A 15,215-nucleotide genomic window follows, 5' to 3' on the forward strand; every position below is an offset into this window, starting at 1 on the left:
TCGGTGAATGACACGATCGAGCGAAGATCTTCCTCGGTTTTCGCGCTTATGGTGTGGGCCATGTCAGACACCCCCCGAGCCCGCGCGCTGGGAAAGGAATTGCGTGCCGTTCGCGAGCAATCCGGACTGACCTTGCGCCAGCTCGGCGATCTGATCGGCTGCTCCGAAGCGAAGGTGAGCCGAATGGAGACGGCCCGCCGCCGTCTCGCCCCGAATTCCGTGCGGGCCTTCCTGGACGCCGTGGACGTCCGCGGCGCGAACCGCGACCGCCTGTTGCGCCTCGCCTACGACATCGACGAACCGGTGTGGTGGGAATCGGGTGTCGGATTGCCCGCGCAGCTCACCGAACTCATCGACGCGGAACAACGCGCGGTCTGCATCACCGAGGCGTCCGAGGTCCTCATTCCGGGACTGCTGCAGATTCCCGACTACGCCCGCGCGCTGTTCCTCGCCACCGGTGTTCCGGCCGATCGCGTGGACCGGCTCATCGCGGCCCGGCTGGCCCGGCAGGGGGTGCTGCACCGCTCCGAACCGACCCGGTACGTGGTGCTGCTGGACGAGGCCGCGCTGTGCCGCGCCGTCGGCGGGCCTGCGGTGATGGCCGCGCAGTTGAACGCCGTGCAGGCGATGTGCCGGGAACCGAACATCTCGCTGCACGTGGTGCCGTTCGCGAAGGGCGCGCACACCGGGCTGGACGGCCCGTTCCTGCTGCTGGAGTTCGTTCGGAGCAGGCCGATCGTCCACTTGGAACAGCGCCGGTGCGGCGCATTCCTGGACGACCCGGAAGATGTAACGCCCTTTCTGCACGCACGATCTAGTCTGTGCCGGACGGCGCTGAGCCCTGAATGTTCCCTGGAACTCGTCGCGGCTTATGCGCGCAGGTACGAGTGCGGGGAGGGCACTGGTCATGGGGACGGGGCGCTGGCGGAAATCGAGCTACAGCGGTAGTCAATCGGCGTGCGTGGAAGTGGGGTCGATCGCGATGCGGGTGGACGTGCGCGATTCGAAGGACCAGTCCGCGGTGCTGTGCTTCCGACGCGATCAATGGCGCACGTTCCTGGCCGAGATCAAGTATTCGAATTGAGCTCCGCGGGCCGCCGGGGGAGGGCGGCCACCGGGACGGCGGGACGACCGCCGCGCCCGGGGTCGGCCGGGCCGCTCGATGATCGGGAGCGTCGCGCACGGTGAGTCAAGGGGTTGCCGCCTAAGTCACCCGATCGAGGGCAGACTGTTGAACTGCGCGCACCCTCGGCCTCTAGGGTGCTGGGGTGGATTCGGGATCGGAACCCGACTCGCGCGAACCGTTCGGGGGAATTCGGGTTCGCTCCCGGTTCGTCCCGCCGCACCGGCGGCCCGGCGAAGACACCGACGCGACCTCGCGGCGGTGCGCGAAGGAGTAGTGGGTGTCCCTGCACGTCTCGGTCGACTTCGGCACCTCGAGCACTTGCACCGTGGTGTCCGTCGGCGGCGGTGAACCGCAGGTGGTGGTCGTCGACGGCCAGCCCCTGGTGCCCTCGGCGGTGTTCGCCGCCGCCGACGGCACGGTGTTCGTCGGCCACGAGGCGGAGCGGCAGGCCGCCGTCGACCCGTCCCGGTTCGAACCGCACCCCAAGCGCCGCATCGACGAGGGCGAGCTGCTGCTCGGCAGCAGCGTGCTGCGCGTCGGCGACGTGGTGCGCGCGGTGCTGCAGCGCGCCGTCGGCGAGGCCCGCCGGTTCGCCGCAGGCGCCGGAGTGGACCTGCTCGTGCTCACCCACCCCGCCGACTGGGGCGCGGTCCGCGCCGGGGTGCTGCGCCAGGCCGCCGCCGGGCTGGCGAAGGAAGTGGTGCTCGTCCCCGAACCCGTGGCCGCGGCCGTGTTCCACTCCGCCGGGCACGGGCTGCCCGACGGCGGCGCGCTGGCCGTGCTCGACCTCGGCGGCGGCACCGTGGACGCCAGCGTGGTCCGCAAGCAGGGGCACGCGTTCCGGGTGCTGGCGACGAGGGGCGAACCGAACTTCGGCGGGGCCGACATCGACCAGGCGCTGCTGGAGCACATCGGTTCCGTCGTGTCCGGGATGGACCCGGCCGCGTGGCACAAGCTCGTCGAAGGCCGGGACATGGCCGACCGGCGGCGCCGCCGGGTGCTGCGCCAGGACGTGCGCGGGGCGAAGGAGACGCTGTCCCGGCACACCTACACGGACGTGCCGATGCCGCCGCCGTTCTCGGACGCGCACGTCACCCGCGCCGACCTGGAACGCCTGGTGGCCGCGCCGCTGGCGAAGGCCGCGGACCTCGTCTCGACGATCCTGCAGGACGGCCAGGTGCCGCGGGACCGCCTCACCGGCGTGTTCCTGGTCGGCGGTTCCAGCCGGATCCCGCTGGTGGCCCGGTTGCTGCACGAGCGCACCGGGGTGCTGCCGACCACGTTGGACCAGCCGGAGACGGTGGTGGCCCGCGGCGCGCTGCGGGCGGTGCGGCTGGACCCGGAGCGCACCGGTGGGCTCGCGCCCGCGGGCGCGCACCGCGGCGCGCCCGCACCGGCCGCGCGTCCCCGGTACGCGGCCGGGCAGCGGCCGGGGTGGGTGCCGCAGCCCGCCGCGGTGCCGCCGGGCGATTCGCTCAGCCGCGCCTCCACCATCGTCATCGGCGCCGGCGACCAGACGCGTCCGGTGTTCCACACCCCGGTGCCGCGCCGGACCGGGGTGCAGCCCTGGGTGTGGGGTGCGGCCGCCGCCGCGGCGATCGTGCTCGTGGTGGTGGTCGCGGTGCTGCTCGTGCAGGTCACCGGCGGCCGGGCGGACGTCCCGCCGCGGCACGTCGCGCAGTACGAGTACGGCTTCGACTACCCGGGCGGTTGGAAGCAGACCGGCGGCGACCCGGAGCTGTGGCAGACCGTGGTCGCGCCGCGCTCCGACGGCGACGACCTGATCGTCGTGCAGCAGGGGGACCTCGGCTACGACGTGGAGGCCGGGCGGTCCCGCGCGGTCGCGGACCTGCGCGCCGAGTACGACCGGTACAACGCCGACGGGCAGCGCTTCTCCGGTTTCGACTCCTCGGCGACCTTCGCGGGCCGGGACGTCGTGTACTACCGGGAGGACCTGGCGGGCGCGACCGTCGAGTGGTTCGTGCTGCACCAGGGGCACTACCAGGTGAGCGTGGGCTGCCGGTACACCGCGGCGGGGAAGTCCGAAGTGGAGGGAGCCTGCGAGCGGGTCGTCTCCTCGCTCTCGATCTCCCGGTGATCACCGCCCCGCGAAAGGTGCCCGCCGCCGCGCGAAATCGGTAGCGGGTGCAAATCGCATTCGCGAATTCCGCGTCCGTTCGTCCGCGCAGTCGGCGTGCGCGGATTCTTTCGCAATCGCTAATCCGCTCGTGACCAGCGATTTCCTTCATCCGCGTTTACAGCCGCAACCGTTTCCGCGAAAAGCTGGGACAGGGCGGAACCGGACGTGGCAATGTCTGCGTCGTAGGTTCATCGATCTTCGAACAACGAATGAAGGGGGCTCACCTATGAGCGGGATGGGTACCGACGCGGACCTGATGGCCAAGGCTTCGGGTCAGGTCGAAGAGGTTCGCGGCAACGTCGAGAACGCGGTGAACACGCTGCAGACGCAGCTCGAGCCGGTCCTGGCTTCCTGGAAGGGCGGCGCCTCCGACGTCTTCCGCCGCCTCATGGACGCGTTCCAGGAGAACGCCAAGGTGATCAACCAGAAGCTGGGCGAGATCAGCGAGAACATCCAGTCCTCGGGTCAGGCCTACACCCAGAACGAAGAGGAGCAGGCCGCCGAGATCTCCAAGATCGAGGGCATGCTCGGCGGCTGAGCCCGCCATCGACGTTCGTTTCTCCACCTTCTTTCGACCACTTCACGTGAGGGGACCACATCATGGAAATTCGGGTTGATTTCGGCCAGCTGAGCCAGGCTGCGGACGACCTGGGCGGCACCGCCACCAAGATCCAGGGCGAGCTGGACGAGCTGGAGAACATGCTCAAGCCGCTGGTCAACACCTGGGAGGGCCAGGCCCAGGAGGCGTACCGCGCCGCGCAGACCGAGTGGGACAAGGCCGCCCAGAACATGATCGAGATCGCCGCGAAGATGGGCATGGCCGTCAACGCCGCGAACGAGTCCTACCAGGCCGGTGAGCAGAAGAACGCCGGTCGCTTCGGCGGCTGATCTTCGCCCCGAGCCCACCGCCGACCCCGGACGCCCCTCGCGGCCCGGGGTCGGCGTTGCACCGGGGCGGGTGTCCGGGGCTTCCGGGCCGCCGGGTAGCATCCACTCGGCGATTCGGCACGCCGACGGGCGTTCCCCGGCGAAGGGGACCCCGTATCGGTGGGTCTTCTCGCCAACGAGTACCCTGATTGTTTGTTGTGCGGTGCGCGACTGCGGTGTTGGAGCGGTGACCGGCCCAGCGGAACGCCCGGCGAGAGCCGAGGCCGAACCGGGGCCACAGGTCTCTGGTGACACCCAGGACGTGCCGGTTCCCCGGCCAGACCGGGGTTTCCGACCCGGCACGGTTCCGATGGGCTCCCCAGAGGAACACACGGGGTCCGCACCGAGATTCCGACGCGAACGACGACGAGGTAGATCCGTGCGCACGTACAGCCCCAAGGCCGGCGAGGTGACCCGCGCCTGGCATGTCATCGACGCCGAGGACGTGGTGCTCGGTCGGCTGTCCACCCAGGCCGCCCTGCTGCTGCGCGGCAAGCACAAGCCGACTTACGCCCCGCACCTCGACACCGGCGACTTCGTCGTCATCGTCAACGCTGAGAAGGTGGCGCTGACCGGCAAGAAGCGCGACCAGGCGTTCCACTACCGGCACAGCGGTTACCCGGGCGGCCTGCGCAAGCAGTCCCTGGGCGAGGTTCTGGATTCGAAGCACCCCGAGCGGGTCCTGGAGAAGGCCATTCACGGCATGCTCCCGAAGACCAAGCTCGGCCGGGCCATGGGCAAGAAGCTCAAGGTCTACGCAGGCCCGGAGCACCCGCACGCGGCCCAGAACCCGCAGCCGTACCAGATCAACGCGAAGGTCGAGAAGTGACCGAGGGACCCGAGGACCAGCCAGTGACCACTCCTGCTCCGGAGGAGACTCCGGTTATCGAGACCGTCGGCGAGGACGTCGTCGAGAACATCGGCGAGAACTTCGCCGAGAACGCCGAGGTCGACGCGGACGTCGAGACCGACGTCGAGGACGCGCCTCAGGAGTTCGCTCCGATCCCGTCCGGCCGCGCCGTGCAGACCGTCGGCCGCCGCAAGGAGGCCATCGTCCGCGTGCGCCTGACCTCCGGCAGCGGTGGGTTCAAGCTGAACGGCAAGGCGCTCGAGGACTACTTCCCGAACAAGGTCCACCAGCAGATCGTGAAGGAACCGCTGGTTCTCGTGGAGCGCGTCGAGGGCTTCGACGTGCACGCGAACCTCAACGGCGGTGGCCCCTCCGGTCAGGCCGGTGCGCTGCGCATGGCCATCGCGCGTGCGCTGGTCGAGCTGGACGCGGATGACCGTCCGGCGCTGAAGAAGGCCGGCATGCTCACCCGCGACTCGCGGGAGAAGGAGCGCAAGAAGTACGGCCTCAAGAAGGCCCGCAAGGCTCCGCAGTACAGCAAGCGCTGACCTTTCGTACGATTCACGGGAGCAGCCGTGGCGTCCGCGCGACGCCGGGGCTGCTCCCGTGATCTTTTTGCGGGCCGGGTTCGGCCTGACAGTGGCACTGCCGTCGATCCAGGAGGATTCGCTGCACATGTCCCGGCTGTTCGGCACCGACGGGGTTCGAGGTCTCGCGAACGCGGATCTCACGCCGGAACTGGCGTTGTCCGTGGCGGCCGCGGCGGCCCGAGTGCTCTACGACCGCGACGACTCCCGGCGCCGGGTGGCGCTGGTGGGCCGCGACCCGCGGGCCAGCGGCGAGATGCTGGAGGCGGCGGTCACCGCCGGGCTGACCTCGGCGGGCATGGACGTGCTGCGGGTGGGCGTGCTGCCCACGCCCGCGGTCGCGTACCTGGTCGGCGAGCTGGGCGCCGACATCGGCGTGATGATCTCCGCCTCGCACAACCCGATGCCGGACAACGGGATCAAGCTGTTCGCCGCCGGTGGGCACAAGCTGCCGGACGCGGTGGAGGACGAGATCGCCGCCCGCCTCGACGAGCACGTGCAGCGGCCCACCGGCGAGCACGTCGGCCGGGTGCGGGACGTGCCGGACGCGGTGCAGCGCTACGTGGACCACCTGCTGGTGGCGACGCCGCAGCGGCTGGACGGCATCCGCGTCGTGGTGGACTGCGCGAACGGCGCCGCCTCCGGCGCGGCCCCCGAGGCCTACCGGCGCGCGGGTGCGGACGTGATCGCGCTGCACGCCGACCCGGACGGCATCAACATCAACGACGGCGTCGGCTCGACGCACCTGGACAACGTGCGGGCCGCGGTGCTGGAGCACGGCGCCGACCTGGGCATCGCGCACGACGGCGACGCGGACCGCTGCCTCGCGGTGGACGCGGCCGGGCAGGTCGTCGACGGCGACCAGATCCTCGCGGTGCTCGCGGTGGCGATGAAGGAGTCCGGCGAGCTCGCCGACGACACGCTGGTCGCCACCGTGATGAGCAACCTGGGCCTGCACCTGGCGATGCGCGATCACGGTGTGAAGCTGCGCACCACCAAGGTCGGCGACCGCTACGTGCTGGAGGAGCTGCGCGCGGGCGGGTTCTCGCTGGGCGGCGAGCAGTCCGGGCACGTGGTGCTGCCCGGGCACGCCACCACCGGCGACGGGCTGCTCACGGCGCTGCGGCTGATGGGCCGGATGGCCGCGACGGGCGAGTCGCTCGCCGACCTGGCCACCACGATGCGCCGGCTGCCGCAGGTGCTGGTGAACGTGCGGGTGGTGGACAAGGCGCAGGCCGTCTCGGCGTCCGAGGTGTCCGAGGCCGTGGCGGCCGCGGAGGCGGAGCTCGGCGAGCAGGGCCGCGTGCTGCTTCGCCCGTCCGGTACCGAGCAGCTCGTGCGGGTGATGGTGGAGGCGCCGAGCGAGGAGATCGCCGACGCCACCGCGCAACGACTCGCCGGAGTGGTTGCTGCCATCCGGTGAAGCTGTGATCTAGGTCTCCCCGCGCGAGCAGATGTGTGAGACGCTGCTCACATGGGTGCCATCGTCGTCGCCATCATCGTCGGACTCGTCGCGGTCGGGCTCGTCACCGCCGTCCTCGTGTTCTCCGCCCTCGGCATAGCCGGGACCAAAGCCATCAACGCCGTGCACGACGGCGGTCAGTGGTGGGTGAACCGGCGGGCGCGCAGGCATGGCTGAGCGGGTGCGCGCGGCGCGCGGGGAGTGGCTCGCGAACCTGGTCATGCTCCTGGTGCTGCCGCTGGCCGGGATGGCGCTGGCGGTGATCCTCGCGCTGGTGATCATCGGGTATTGAGCGGCCGGTCCGGTCCTCCTCCCGTCGGCTGGCCGCCGGTGGTCCGCGGTGCCGCGGGCGATACCTTGGGCGCGAGCCGAAGGGGGGACCCGATGAACTGGATTTTTCTGCTCGTGAGCATTCTCGTCGGTGGTGGCGCCGGTGCGCTGACCGCCGCGCTCGTGGTGAAGGTGAAGCTGGGCGAGCACGCCCCGAACCCGGGTCCGCCGCAGGCCGGCCCGCCGTTCGCGCAGCCGTTCCCGCACGCGCAGCCGCAGCCGTTCCCGCCGGGGCAGCCGCCGCAACCGCAGGCGCCGCAACCCCAGGTGTCCGCACCGCAGGCTCCGCAGTCCCAGCCGTTCCCGGTCGCTCAGCCGCACCAGTTCGGCCAGCCGTTCCCGCAGTCGCAGCCGTTCCCGCAGCAGGCCCCGCCGCCCTACCCGCCGCAGGGGCCCTACCCGCCCCGGTGAACCTTCGCGTATGCAAGGAGATCACCGGTTTCGGCCCACCGGCCGCTCCTGCCTGCCAGGGTGAGGAACCTGGCGCCACCACCTGACGTCGCACCCGTGCGCGCGTCCGTGGCGGCGTGAAGTGCGAGGAGGGGCAACGATGTCAGGTTTCGGGACGAACTCGGGAGAGTTGGTCGCCGCCGGTAACAGCATCCGGGGCACGGCGGATCCGGTGCGGGACGAGCACGCCAAGAAGATCGGGGAGCTCGATCTGGGGGCGGCGGACTTCGGCCGCGTGCACCAGCAGGCGTTCGGCGGTTATCAGGAAGCCATGGCGAAGCTGTCGAAGTGCGTCTCCTCGATGGCGGACGCCATGGACGACTTCGCGGGCAAGCTGGAGCAGACCGGCCAGGGCTACGACTGGTCCGACGCGGACGCGTCGGAGACCGTCGGGAAGTCGGGGAACAGCTGATGGCCGACGAGCAGAAGTTCCCCTCCGTCGACGAAGTCAAAGCGATCCTGGACGACAGCTCGGTCGACGAGGACGCCAAGGTGACCTTGCTGCTCGACTACCGGCGTTCGGGCGGCGACGACCCGGACGACGTGCTCGACGCCTACATGACGAAGTACGACGACGGCGCCGGTGTGCAGCAGGTGCCGTACGAGAGCGGTGGCACCAGCACCAGCCAGCGCGTCAAGGACGCCTACGCCGGGGCGAAGAAGCAGGCGGACGAGGGTGCGCGGGCGCGCCGCGAGCACGGCGACGCGATCGAGGGCGGCAAGGCCACGATCGGCGACACTCAGCGCCGCGCCGACAACGGGGAGGGCGCGGGGGCGGCGGATTCCGATCAGCTGCTCAACGCGGGCGCTCCGGGGTTGAGCCTGATGATCGACCTCGTGAAGCTGTACGCGAAGATCAAGAGCATCAAGCACGCCGGCGTCGGGGTCGGCGACGAGGCGAAGGTGAAGGAGCGCTACGACGAGCAGCGCGGCATCGAGTTCGCCAAGTTCGACCGGATCATCGGTGACCTGGAGAACGCCGACCGCGGCACGGGGCAAGCGCACAGCGCGATGTCCGACCGGCTGGGGCAGTTGCGGCAGGGCTGGACCGGGTCCGCGTCGGAGAGCGCGCAGGGGTTCTTCGATGAGAAGTTCACGCCCACGGCCCAGGACAGGGTGATCGAGCGGCTGCGCACGTCGGCGCAGGTCACGAAGGAGTCGATCAAGGCGGTCGGTGATCTCTGCCGGGAGAAGGCCCGTTTCGTCCTGGAGCAGGACGGACGGCGCGCTGAGGTCTTCCAGCAGAAGAGCAAGCCGGACTGGGAAGTCACCATCGACCTCGCCAACGGGAGCGACGACGACCTGGTGATCCGCAAGGTCGCGAGCATCTGGCAGATCCCGATCGACGAGAGCTGCGGCGACGCCGACAAGGAAACGAAGGATGCGGCCCGGAACAAGGCCAACTCGGTGGTCCTGCAGTTCGCCGAGTCCATCGAGACGGAGTGGAAGAACTTCGTCAAGAAGTGCGATGACACCAAGACCGCCGTCGACGACGCGTGGAAGAAGCTGACCGAGGAGCTCGGCAAGGCCGAGGAGAACCCGTTCAGCAATCCCGGCCCGGCGAAGGACGAGTCCGGTCCGCAGGGTTCCGACCAGCAGGGCGCGGGGCAGCAGAACCCGAGCGGTTCGCCGGGAGGCTCTCCCGGTGGTTCTCCCGGTGGTTCGCCGGGCGGGTCCCCTGGTGGTTCGCCGGGTGGTTCGCCGGGCGGTTCCCCCGGCGGCGCGCCTTCGATGCCGGAGACCCCGGCGATGCCCGAGGCCCCGAAGATGCCGGAGGCCCCCGAGATACCCGAGGCACCGGGGATGCCGCAGCCCGGCGCGGACGGTTCGGGCGGCCCGGGAACCGGTGCGCCCGCGACGGAGACGGTCGGCGAAGGCCGGAACGCCGTGCAGGTCCAGGAACCGGACCAGCAGGGCACCTCGAAGGTGACGATCATCGGCGAGGACGGGCAGCCGAAGACCTACGACGTGCGGTTCGGCCCCGAGGGCGGCCTGCCCGGCGTCGGTACGAACCCGACCCCCGGCACTATGCCGGGCCAGGGCGGCCTGCCCGGCGTGGGGACGAACCCGACCCCCGGCGCGATGCCGGGGCAGGCGGGCCTGCCGGGCGTCAGCACCCAGCCCGCTCCCGGTCCGATGCCCGGCGAAGGCGGTCTGCCGGGCGTCGGCACGAACCCGGCCCCGGGCGCGCCGGATCCCGCGCAGCAGCCCGGTATTCCGGTGCAGCCGGGCGAGGACGGCAAGGCGGTGATCCAGGAGGGCGACCGCACGATCACCCTGGAGCGGGCCCCGGACGGCAGCATCCGGGTGGACGTGGACAACGGTCCCGGACAACCCCCGGCGCACCAGGCGATCGACTTCGGGGCCGAGCACGGTGCGGGTGCCGAACCGCGCCTCGCCGCAGCCGCTCCGGGCGAGCCGCCCGCGATGCCCGGTGCTCCGCCGGACGACGCGGCGGGCGCACCCGTCGGCCGTGATCCGGGCGCCGGGTTCGACCCGTCGGCGCCGGTGGGCACGCCGCCGCAGGTCGGTGGCTTCGAACCACCTGCGTCCGGCGGCTTCGAACCGGTGGGCGGCTTCGAACCGGTGGGCGGATCCGAGCCGGTGGCGCCCGCGGCGTACGCGGCGTCGACCGATTCGGCGCCCGATCCGCTGGCCCCGGCGCCGACCGCTCCGCAGTCCGCGGGGCTCGGGCTGGCGAGCGCGTTCACCGGCGATCAGGTGCCCGGGTCGTTCACGACGATGTCGGGTCAGCTGTTCTCCGGTGATCTCGCCGATCCGCCGCCCGCGCACCCGGGCCCGTTCGAGGACGCGCACCCGCAGGCCGGCGCGACCAAGCTGGCCGGGGCGGACGACGCGGCTCAGGGCAGCCCGCAGGGCGCGACGGGACTGGGCATGCTGGGCGATCCGGCGGATTCGGCGGGTGCCGCGCAGCAGTCCGGTGCGATGGGCGGCGGCATGATGGGCGGCATGGGTGGCATGGGCGGCGGCCAGCAGGGCGGCGGCTCAGGTGATCAGGAGCGGACGAACTCCAGCCCGTGGCGCACCCAGGGGCAGCTGTTCGACGACGGCGTGGACGATTCCGGTGCCCGGCACCGGGCGGTGTTCGGTGAGGACCGGCGGGGATGAGCGTGAAGCAGGGGAGTGCGGGCTGAGATGAGCACCGAGACACCGGCGGCGCGCGCCTTCCGGGAGTCGATGACCAAGCTGGTCAGCGACGACGTGAACCGCAGCCACGAGCTGACCCGGAGTTCCCGGGAGAGCGCGGAGAAGGCCAAGGCCGGCATCGAGAGCACGGTCGCCACGGCCCGGAAGATGGCCGAGCGGATCCGGGAGCGGGCGGAGCGCGCGGCCACCGAGCGCGACCGGATCGCCGAGATCGATGTGGGCCTAGCGGACGACGAGGAGGAGTACACCGATCCGCCGCCGTCCCGCCCGGTCGAGCAGCAGGACCGCAGGCCGCGCCCGGAACCGGTGGCGCCGCCGGAGCCGGAGCCGCGGGGCTGGCAGCAGCCGCCCCCGCGTCCCGCACCGCGCCCGGCCGCTCGCCGCCGACCCGTGGTGCACGACGACGATGACGACGACTTCTCGAACCGCACCTGGCTGAGGTGACGCCGGGCCGCGTCCTCCTCGGACGCGGCCCGCCGGTTCAGCGGTGCGGCCACGGCATCGGCGGCGCGACGGGCCGCGCCGCCGTGCTCCTGCTGATCGCGGGGATGAACGCGGGCACCGTCGCGAGCACTCCGATCACGAGGAGCGCCGTGAAGCGGTGGTCGAAGAAGAAGTCGACGTCGAACCGGAACCCGCCCGGCAGGGTGGTCGCCGCATAGTGCATCTCGTGGCCGGCGCTCACCAGGTAAGCGAGCGCACCCGTGGCGGCGGGACCCGCGGCGAGCACCTGCGCGGCGGGCTTGCGGGCGAAGTGGAGGATCGCGGCGACGAGCGCGAGCACCCCTCCGGGCACGATCACCGCGCCGCGCGCGATCGCCAAGGCGGTGTTCAACCCCGGCTGGGTTTCGCCGCGCAGGACGATGCGGCCGGCCTCGATGCTGTCGACGATCGAATAGCAGCCCTCTTCGAGGAAGAGGACCGCGACCACGCACAGCACCACCCCGTAGGTGATGCGCGGCCAGTTCGGCACCGGGCGCCACGGGCGGCCGGGCGGCGGGAGGTGCGGGGGAGGTGGCCCGTACCCCCACGGCCCGCCTCGGCCGGGTGGTGCGCCGGGCGGGAAGGGGGACCTGGCGGCTGCTGGGGTGGAACGTGCACGGCTCGCGATTCTCGCTGCCGCCGCAGCGCCCCGGGGCGTTTTCGGCGGAGAGCTCAGGCGGTGAGCGCGGCGGTGCGGGTGCGTTCCTGGTCGATGGTGGCGCCGGAGACGTCGGAGTCGAGCAGCGCGTCCCACCGCTTGTCCCCGTCGAGGTGGCGCAGCAGGAACGCGGTGAGCAGCGCGCGGGCGGTGCGCTGGGTGCGGTATTCGGCCTTGCCGTGCAGCACGAGCTCCGTCCAGTGCCTGCCTTCGGTGAACCCGAGGTGGCTGGCCTTCGGCAGGGTGCGCAGCTGCACCGGCCCGCCCCAGGCGGCGGCGATCGGTTCGGCGTTGGCGACGGACGGCGCGAGCAGGTCCTTGCCGCCGGTGAGGTGCAGTCCGGGCGCGGTGACGCGGTGCGCGGCGGCCAGCGCCGAGGGCATCGTCTCGGTGACGGCGAAGGTGGCGACGGCGCGGACGCGCGGATCGTCGGCGGCGGCGAGCACGGCGCTGCCCCCGCCGAGGGCGTGCCCGGCGACGGCGAGCTTGCGGTCGTCCACGCTGATCTGCCCGTCGCCGAGCCGCACTCCGGTGCAGATGTCGAGGGCGGTGCGCAGGTCGGCGGCCAGCATCCGGTGCGAGGCCAGCGGCCCGCGCTGGGTGCCGGGCGCGGCGGCGACGATGCCCCAGGAGGCCAGGTGGCGCAGCAGTCCCGCGTAGCGGCGGGGCGATTGCAGCCAGCCGTGGCCGAACGCGACGGCGGGCAGTCCGCGCCCGCTGCGCGGGGTGCACACGATGCCGGGCAGGCCGACCAGCGCGAGATCGCCGTGCAGCACCTCGTGCGGCCCGCGGTGGGACAGTTCTTCCAACGCCTTCTTGGCATTCCGCGCCATGGTGGGTCACGGTAGCCGACGCGGGCGCGACCGCGCCCACGCGAGGTGCGCGGTTCGTCACGTGGCGGATGCCTCGCTCGCGTCCGCCGGGTCCGCGCACCGCCGGAACTCCCCAGGTGGGGACCGCGACCACGGGTGCTGAGACCGGGTTCGGGTCGTTGACCGGCGGTGATGGGCGTAGCCGGGTCGTGGACGAGGGGTTCGCACCGTCAGGTGCGGCTGCCCTGCCCGTTCTGAGGCGTTCCGCGGCGGTGGCTACGCTGACTCGGGTGTGCGGCATCGTGGGTTACGTAGGACATCGTCAGGCGCTGGACGTCGTGCTGGACGGGCTCAGGCGGCTGGAATACCGGGGTTACGACTCGGCGGGCGTCGCCATGCTCGACGGCGCGGGTGGTCTCGCGGTCGAGCGCGCGGCGGGCGCGCTGTCGAACCTGGAGGGCAAGCTCGCCGGTCAGGACGGTTCGCGGTTCGTCGCGACCAGCGGCATGGGCCACACCCGGTGGGCGACGCACGGCGCGCCGACCGACCGCAACGCGCACCCGCACCGGGACGCGGCGGGGAAGGTCGCGGTGGTGCACAACGGCATCATCGAGAACTTCGCCGCGCTGCGCGCCGAGCTGGAGTCCGCGGGCGTGGAGATGGCCAGCGAGACCGACACCGAGACCGCGGCGCACCTGGTCGCGGCCGCGTACTCGGCCGGGCCGACCGCGGGTGACCTGACCGCCAGCACGTGCGCGGTGGCGCGCCGGCTGGAGGGCGCGTTCACCCTGCTGGTCACGCACGCCGACGAGCCGGACAAGATCGTGGCGGCGCGCCGGTCCTCGCCGCTGGTGGTGGGCGTCGGCGAGGGGGAGAACTTCCTGGCCTCGGACGTGGCCGCGTTCATCGAGCACACCAGGGACGCGGTGGAGCTCGGCCAGGACCAGGTCGTGACGATCGACCGCGACGGCTACCGGGTCACCGACTTCGACGGCGCCGAGGTGCAGGCGAAGCCGTTCACGGTGGACTGGGACCTGTCGGCCGCCGAGAAGGGCGGCCACGACTACTTCATGCTCAAGGAGATCGAGGAGCAGCCCGAGGCGCTGGAGAACACGCTGCGCGGGCACTTCGTCGACGGCGGCATCGTCCTCGACGAGCAGCGGATGACCGAGCAGGACCTGCGGGACATCGACAAGGTCTTCGTCGTCGCTTGCGGCACCGCCTACCACTCGGGCCTGCTGGCGAAGTACGCCATCGAGCACTGGTGCCGCATCCCGGTGGAGGTGGAGCTGGCCAGCGAGTTCCGCTACCGCGACCCGGTGCTGGGCCGCGACACCCTGGTGGTGGCGATCTCCCAGTCCGGCGAGACCGCCGACACCCTGGAGGCGGTGCGGCACGCGCGCACCCAGCGGGCCCGGGTGCTGGCGATCTGCAACACCAACGGCGCGCAGATCCCGCGCGAGTCGGACGCGGTGCTCTACACCCACGCCGGCCCGGAGATCGGGGTGGCGGCGACGAAGACGTTCCTGGCGCAGATCACCGCGAACTACCTGGTGGGGCTGGCGCTGGCGCAGGCGCGCGGCACGAAGTACTCGGACGAGGTGGCGCGCGAGTTCGAGGAGCTCGCCGCGATGCCGCAGGCCGTCCGGCAGGCGCTGTCCACCGTGGACCAGGTGCGCACGCTGGCCCGGGAGCTCGCCGACTCGAAGGCGGTGCTGTTCCTGGGCCGCCACGTCGGCTACCCGGTGGCGCTGGAGGGCGCGCTCAAGCTCAAGGAGCTCGCCTACATGCACGCGGAGGGCTTCGCGGCGGGCGAGCTCAAGCACGGGCCGATCGCGCTGATCGAGGACCGGCTGCCGGTGGTCGTGGTGATGCCGTCGGCGAAGGGCCGGGCGCTGCTGCACTCGAAGATGCTGTCCAACATCCGGGAGATCCAGGCCCGCGGCGCCCGCACCATCGTCATCGCCGAGGAGGGCGACGAGGCGGTGCGCCCGTTCGCGGACGAGCTGATCGAGATCCCGGCGGTGGCGACGCTGCTGCAGCCGCTGGTGTCCACCGTTCCGCTGCAGGTGCTGGCGGCGGAGATCGCCCGGGCCCGCGGCTACGACGTGGACAAGCCCCGCAACCTCGCCAAGTCCGTCACGGTGGAGTGATCCGCCGGCGCTGATCGGGCCGCTCGACCTCGGGTCGGGCGGCCCTTCGCGTTCGATGGGCCATGATCG

17 protein-coding genes are annotated in these 15,215 nt (G+C 71.9%); 15 read left to right on the top strand and 2 right to left on the bottom strand.

Translation table 11 applies throughout. The features are described from left to right. Positions 1–3 precede the first annotated feature (3 nt). The 14 genes from ABZ805_RS04245 (at position 4) to ABZ805_RS04310 (ending at position 11,484) form a co-directional block, all read left to right on the top strand. Positions 4–948 (top strand): helix-turn-helix transcriptional regulator, encoded by a 945-nt coding sequence (locus tag ABZ805_RS04245; RefSeq protein ID WP_358434085.1) that lies wholly within the window; start codon positions 4–6, stop codon positions 946–948. Further along, complete coding sequence (locus tag ABZ805_RS04250; RefSeq protein WP_358434088.1) at positions 908–1,084, top strand: DUF397 domain-containing protein; 177 nt, start codon at positions 908–910, stop codon at positions 1,082–1,084. The genes ABZ805_RS04245 and ABZ805_RS04250 overlap by 41 nt, the downstream gene beginning before the upstream one ends. Positions 1,085–1,403: 319 nt before the next feature. After that, positions 1,404–3,224 (top strand): type VII secretion-associated protein, encoded by a 1,821-nt coding sequence (locus ABZ805_RS04255; RefSeq protein ID WP_358434091.1) that lies wholly within the window; start codon positions 1,404–1,406, stop codon positions 3,222–3,224. Positions 3,225–3,492: 268 nt separating this feature from the next. Beyond that, a complete protein-coding gene (locus ABZ805_RS04260; RefSeq protein ID WP_358434094.1) occupies positions 3,493–3,804 on the top strand; it encodes a WXG100 family type VII secretion target in 312 nt (103 codons plus the stop codon). A gap of 62 nt (positions 3,805–3,866) precedes the next feature. Next, entirely contained in the window at positions 3,867–4,154 is a 288-nt protein-coding gene (locus tag ABZ805_RS04265) for a WXG100 family type VII secretion target (RefSeq protein WP_358434098.1), read from the top strand. Between the two features lie 418 nt (positions 4,155–4,572). Next, the gene (gene rplM / locus ABZ805_RS04270; protein ID WP_358434101.1) at positions 4,573–5,022 is read left to right on the top strand and encodes a 50S ribosomal protein L13; all 450 of its coding nucleotides are present in this window, start codon (positions 4,573–4,575) and stop codon (positions 5,020–5,022) included. A 23-nt stretch (positions 5,023–5,045) separates the two neighbouring features. Further along, positions 5,046–5,591 (top strand): 30S ribosomal protein S9, encoded by a 546-nt coding sequence (rpsI, locus tag ABZ805_RS04275; RefSeq protein ID WP_358434103.1) that lies wholly within the window; start codon positions 5,046–5,048, stop codon positions 5,589–5,591. 127 nt (positions 5,592–5,718) lie between these two features. Then, entirely contained in the window at positions 5,719–7,053 is a 1,335-nt protein-coding gene (gene glmM / locus ABZ805_RS04280; RefSeq protein WP_358434358.1) for a phosphoglucosamine mutase, read from the top strand. 51 nt (positions 7,054–7,104) lie between these two features. Further along, positions 7,105–7,269 carry a hypothetical protein gene (locus tag ABZ805_RS04285; RefSeq protein WP_358434106.1) on the top strand — a complete coding sequence of 55 codons (165 nt, stop codon included), beginning with the start codon at positions 7,105–7,107 and terminating at the stop codon, positions 7,267–7,269. Further along, on the top strand, positions 7,262–7,384 hold the full coding sequence (locus ABZ805_RS04290) for a hypothetical protein (protein ID WP_358434109.1): 123 nt from the start codon (positions 7,262–7,264) through the stop codon (positions 7,382–7,384). The genes ABZ805_RS04285 and ABZ805_RS04290 overlap by 8 nt, the downstream gene beginning before the upstream one ends. A gap of 113 nt (positions 7,385–7,497) precedes the next feature. After that, positions 7,498–7,833, top strand: a complete 336-nt coding sequence (locus ABZ805_RS04295; RefSeq protein WP_358434112.1) for a hypothetical protein — start codon at positions 7,498–7,500, stop codon at positions 7,831–7,833. Between the two features lie 139 nt (positions 7,834–7,972). Further along, positions 7,973–8,284, top strand: a complete 312-nt coding sequence (locus tag ABZ805_RS04300; protein ID WP_358434115.1) for a type VII secretion target — start codon at positions 7,973–7,975, stop codon at positions 8,282–8,284. Then, on the top strand, positions 8,284–11,001 hold the full coding sequence (locus ABZ805_RS04305; protein ID WP_358434118.1) for a hypothetical protein: 2,718 nt from the start codon (positions 8,284–8,286) through the stop codon (positions 10,999–11,001). The genes ABZ805_RS04300 and ABZ805_RS04305 overlap by 1 nt, the downstream gene beginning before the upstream one ends. Positions 11,002–11,028: 27 nt before the next feature. Then, positions 11,029–11,484: a hypothetical protein gene (locus tag ABZ805_RS04310; protein ID WP_358434121.1), complete on the top strand. Its 456-nt coding sequence runs from the start codon at positions 11,029–11,031 to the stop codon at positions 11,482–11,484. A gap of 37 nt (positions 11,485–11,521) precedes the next feature. Here ABZ805_RS04310 and ABZ805_RS04315 read toward each other — a convergent pair whose 3' ends face one another. Beyond that, the gene (locus tag ABZ805_RS04315) at positions 11,522–12,013 is read right to left on the bottom strand and encodes a hypothetical protein (RefSeq protein ID WP_358434123.1); all 492 of its coding nucleotides are present in this window, start codon (positions 12,011–12,013) and stop codon (positions 11,522–11,524) included. A 182-nt stretch (positions 12,014–12,195) separates the two neighbouring features. Beyond that, positions 12,196–13,014: a dienelactone hydrolase family protein gene (locus tag ABZ805_RS04320; RefSeq protein WP_358434126.1), complete on the bottom strand. Its 819-nt coding sequence runs from the start codon at positions 13,012–13,014 to the stop codon at positions 12,196–12,198. Between the two features lie 269 nt (positions 13,015–13,283). On the opposite strand from ABZ805_RS04320, the gene glmS reads away from it, so the two are divergent. Further along, positions 13,284–15,146, top strand: coding sequence for a glutamine--fructose-6-phosphate transaminase (isomerizing) (glmS, locus tag ABZ805_RS04325; protein ID WP_358434128.1), 1,863 nt, complete (start codon positions 13,284–13,286; stop codon positions 15,144–15,146). Positions 15,147–15,215 lie beyond the last annotated feature (69 nt).

The sequence above is a fragment of the Saccharopolyspora sp. NPDC047091 genome (assembly GCF_040643635.1).
GTDB lineage: Bacteria > Actinomycetota > Actinomycetes > Mycobacteriales > Pseudonocardiaceae > Saccharopolyspora_C.

Coding starts and splice junctions, on each gene's coding strand:
- ABZ805_RS04250 (WP_358434088.1), top strand. CDS start 908: ATGGGGACGGGGCGCTGGCGGAAATCGAGCTACAGCGGTAGTCAATCG.
- ABZ805_RS04260 (WP_358434094.1), top strand. CDS start 3,493: ATGAGCGGGATGGGTACCGACGCGGACCTGATGGCCAAGGCTTCGGGT.
- ABZ805_RS04265 (WP_358434098.1), top strand. CDS start 3,867: ATGGAAATTCGGGTTGATTTCGGCCAGCTGAGCCAGGCTGCGGACGAC.
- glmM (WP_358434358.1), top strand. CDS start 5,719: ATGTCCCGGCTGTTCGGCACCGACGGGGTTCGAGGTCTCGCGAACGCG.
- ABZ805_RS04285 (WP_358434106.1), top strand. CDS start 7,105: ATGGGTGCCATCGTCGTCGCCATCATCGTCGGACTCGTCGCGGTCGGG.
- ABZ805_RS04290 (WP_358434109.1), top strand. CDS start 7,262: ATGGCTGAGCGGGTGCGCGCGGCGCGCGGGGAGTGGCTCGCGAACCTG.
- ABZ805_RS04300 (WP_358434115.1), top strand. CDS start 7,973: ATGTCAGGTTTCGGGACGAACTCGGGAGAGTTGGTCGCCGCCGGTAAC.
- ABZ805_RS04305 (WP_358434118.1), top strand. CDS start 8,284: ATGGCCGACGAGCAGAAGTTCCCCTCCGTCGACGAAGTCAAAGCGATC.
- ABZ805_RS04310 (WP_358434121.1), top strand. CDS start 11,029: ATGAGCACCGAGACACCGGCGGCGCGCGCCTTCCGGGAGTCGATGACC.
- ABZ805_RS04320 (WP_358434126.1), bottom strand. CDS start 13,014: ATGGCGCGGAATGCCAAGAAGGCGTTGGAAGAACTGTCCCACCGCGGG.